This is a genomic window from Ideonella azotifigens, from assembly GCF_006519715.1.
Lineage (GTDB): Bacteria > Pseudomonadota > Gammaproteobacteria > Burkholderiales > Burkholderiaceae_C > Ideonella > Ideonella azotifigens.
In genome coordinates this window covers 1-3,128 of the sequence record NZ_VIDT01000646.1, presented here as the reverse complement: position 1 = coordinate 3,128, position 3,128 = coordinate 1, and the positions used below count along the sequence as shown (strand labels likewise).

Annotated in this window: 3 protein-coding genes and 1 riboswitch; all 3 genes read left to right on the top strand. The window is 66.6% G+C overall.

The genetic code is table 11. The annotated features are described in order from the left end of the window. A partial coding sequence (locus FKP22_RS25615; RefSeq protein ID WP_141290590.1) for a helix-turn-helix domain-containing protein occupies positions 1 to 229 on the top strand: 229 nt, incomplete at its 5' end. An 85-nt stretch (positions 230 to 314) separates the two neighbouring features. After that, positions 315 to 388: riboswitch (S-adenosyl-L-homocysteine riboswitch) on the top strand. A 120-nt stretch (positions 389 to 508) separates the two neighbouring features. Continuing rightward, positions 509 to 1,951: an adenosylhomocysteinase gene (ahcY, locus tag FKP22_RS25610; RefSeq protein WP_141290588.1), complete on the top strand. Its 1,443-nt coding sequence runs from the start codon at positions 509 to 511 to the stop codon at positions 1,949 to 1,951. 30 nt (positions 1,952 to 1,981) lie between these two features. Then, the coding region (locus FKP22_RS25605) for an SWIM zinc finger family protein (RefSeq protein WP_141290586.1) at positions 1,982 to 3,128 on the top strand (1,147 nt) is incomplete at its 3' end.

Sequence of the window (3,128 nt, the reverse complement as noted above, 5' to 3'; positions counted from 1 at the left end):
CCTGCGCTTCAAGCAGCTGACCACGCTGTCGCCGCTGCAGTTCCAGAAGTCCCTGCGGCTGCAGCACGCGCGCCGGCTGATGCTGGCCGAAGGGCTGGACGCCAGCACCGCGGCGCACCGCGTGGGCTACGAAAGCCCGTCGCAGTTCAGCCGCGAGTACCGGCGGCTGTTCGGCACGCCGCCGCGGGCCGACATCAGCCAACTCAAAGCGCCGGCCGATGCGACATAAGTCCTGAAACTGACAGCGCCGGTACTGCACCCGCGGCAAGGGACGCCTCGCCAGCGGCTGCGGTGCTGGTTAGAATCCGGCCCTCGGTTCCGAGGAGCGTTGCAAGGCCAGCAGGCCCCAGGCTCGGAACCTTCTGCTTTGCAACGGCGCTCACCCGCACGGCCCTGCGATCCATGGCCGTGGCGCCCAGGGTGAGTTGTGTCCCGCTTGTGCCGGTGCACGCTGTTGTTCATCCTGTTCGCCACCGCGGGTCAACCCTTTGACTTTCGGAGCTCCCCGATGAATGCAGCCACTCCCGCCAGCCAACTGCTGGCCACCGATTCCCACGTCATTGCCGACCTGTCGCTTGCAGCCTGGGGCCGCAAGGAAATCAAGATCGCCGAGACCGAGATGCCCGGCCTGATGGCGATCCGCGAGGAATTCGCCGCCAGCCAGCCGCTGAAAGGCGCGCGCATCACCGGCTCGCTGCACATGACGATCCAGACCGCCGTGCTGGTCGAGACCCTGCAGGCCCTGGGCGCACAGGTGCGCTGGGCCTCGTGCAACATCTTCTCGACCCAGGACCATGCCGCTGCCGCGCTGGTCGCCGCCGGCACCCCCGTCTTCGCCTACAAGGGCGAAACGCTGAAGGACTACTGGGACTACACCCACCGCATCTTCGACTTCGGCGCCAAGGGCACGGCCGGCGAAGGCCCGAACATGATCCTGGACGATGGCGGCGACGCGACGCTGCTGATGCACCTGGGCCAGAAGGCCGAGAAGGACCTGTCCGTCATTGCCAACCCGAAGAGCGAAGAAGAGACCGAACTCTTCGCCGCGATCAAGGCCAAGCTGGCAGTGGACCCGACCTGGTACACCCGCAAGAGCGCCGAGATCATCGGCGTGACCGAAGAGACGACCACCGGCGTGCACCGCCTGAAGGAAATGTCGGTCAAGGGCACGCTGCTGTTCCGCGCGATCAACGTCAACGACTCGGTCACCAAGAGCAAGTTCGACAACCTGTACGGCTGCCGCGAAAGCCTGGTGGACGGCATCAAGCGCGCCACCGACGTGATGATCGCCGGCAAGGTCGCCTGCGTGGCCGGTTATGGCGACGTGGGCAAGGGCTCGGCGCAGGCACTGCGCGCGCTGTCGGCCCAGGTCTGGGTGACCGAGATCGACCCGATCAACGCGCTGCAGGCCGCGATGGAAGGCTACAAGGTCGTGACCATGGAATACGCGGCCGACAAGGCCGACATCTTCGTGACCACCACCGGCAACAAGGACGTCATCCGCCATGAACACATGGCCGCGATGAAGGACCAGGCCATCGTCTGCAACATCGGCCACTTCGACAACGAGATCGACGTCGCGTCGCTCGAGAAGTACGAGTGGGACGAGATCAAGCCCCAGGTCGACCACGTGGTCTTCCCGGACGGCAAGAAGATCATCCTGCTGGCCAAGGGCCGGCTGGTGAACCTGGGCTGCGGCACCGGCCACCCCAGCTTCGTGATGAGCTCCTCGTTCGCCAATCAGACCATCGCCCAGATCGAGCTGTTCTGCCACAAGGACGGCTACGACGTGGGCAAGGTCTACGTGCTGCCCAAGCATCTGGACGAGAAGGTCGCCCGGCTGCACCTGAAGAAGGTTGGCGCGATGCTGACCGAGCTGACGGACGAGCAGGCGGCCTACATCGGCGTGCCCAAGCAAGGCCCCTACAAGCCCGACACCTACCGGTACTGACCCGGTTTCGCGCCCAGCGTTCGCCTCGCCATGTACGACGACGATGAGTTGCAGGCAGTGTCCGGCCCCGGGCTGAGCACCTTGCTGCAACAGTTCGGCTCGGGTGCTCGCGAGCGTGGCGAACGCTACGCTCGCGAGCGGCGGGTCGGCGAGCTCACACTCACTGAAGACCCGAATGCGAACCCCGGCTGGACGGTGGACGCCGAAGTGGGCGGCAGCTCGGGCAACTACGAGACCTGGCTGGACCTGGTGCGCGACGAAAACGGCCAGTGGTGGTTTGGCGCGGGCTGCGATTGCCCGGTAGGCCAGCGCTGCAAGCACGCGGTCGCGCTGTTGCTTGAGCTGTCAAGGCAGCAGCCTGAGGTCGTGCCACCCACCCAGCCCCAGGCGCCGCGCGCCACCTCGGCACCGGCGGCAACACCGGTGGGCAAAGCGGCGTCCCGGCAGCCGTCCGCCGAAGAAGCGGCGGCCCAGCGCTGGCTGGAAAATCAACAGTTGGTTCGGGTCAGCCTGTCTTTCAGACCCTCACAGCCCGATGGCATCGTTTATTTCGAACTGGCAGAACATCGCGGCCATCAGCCGGGCGAGCACAGGCTCACGCTGAGGCCGGCGCGCAGCAAATTGCTGAAGAAGACCGGGTTGCCGGGACGCTTGCAAAGCCTGCCCTCGCAGAACTTTCACGACTTCAACGCCCATGCCGGAGACCCGGATTTGCTGTTCCTGCTGCAGAACCTGGAGGCCATGCAGCACCTGTCCGGTTCGCGCTGGAACACCCTGCCTTGGGGCGTCCTGGCCGGCGCGCTGGCGCGACCCACGCTGGAGCGGGTCCTGGCCAGTGGCCGCGTGGTTCAGCGCCTGTCCGACGACACGCCGTCTGCACCCTGGCATTGGGGCCCGAGCCGCCGCCTGGACTGGACCTGGCAGCCCCTGGCCTCGGCCATGTGGGCGCTGAGCCCATGCATCCGGGACGCGCACGGCCAGGAAGCCGCTGCCGTGCCCTACCTGGGGCAGGCCAATCTCTATCGGGACGACGCCACCCACTGCATCGGTCCACTGGATCTGCAAGGCATCGCCGAGTCGCAGGTTGCGCAATGGCTGCGCTGCCCGCCCATGCCTGAGGCCTGGCTGCGCCAGCAGCCGGAACTGCGGGGGCTGCTGCCTTCGCTGCCGGAGGCCG

Excerpts from the sequence above, each read along its gene's own strand:
- ahcY (WP_141290588.1), top strand. The coding sequence starts at position 509 with ATGAATGCAGCCACTCCCGCCAGCCAACTGCTGGCCACCGATTCCCAC.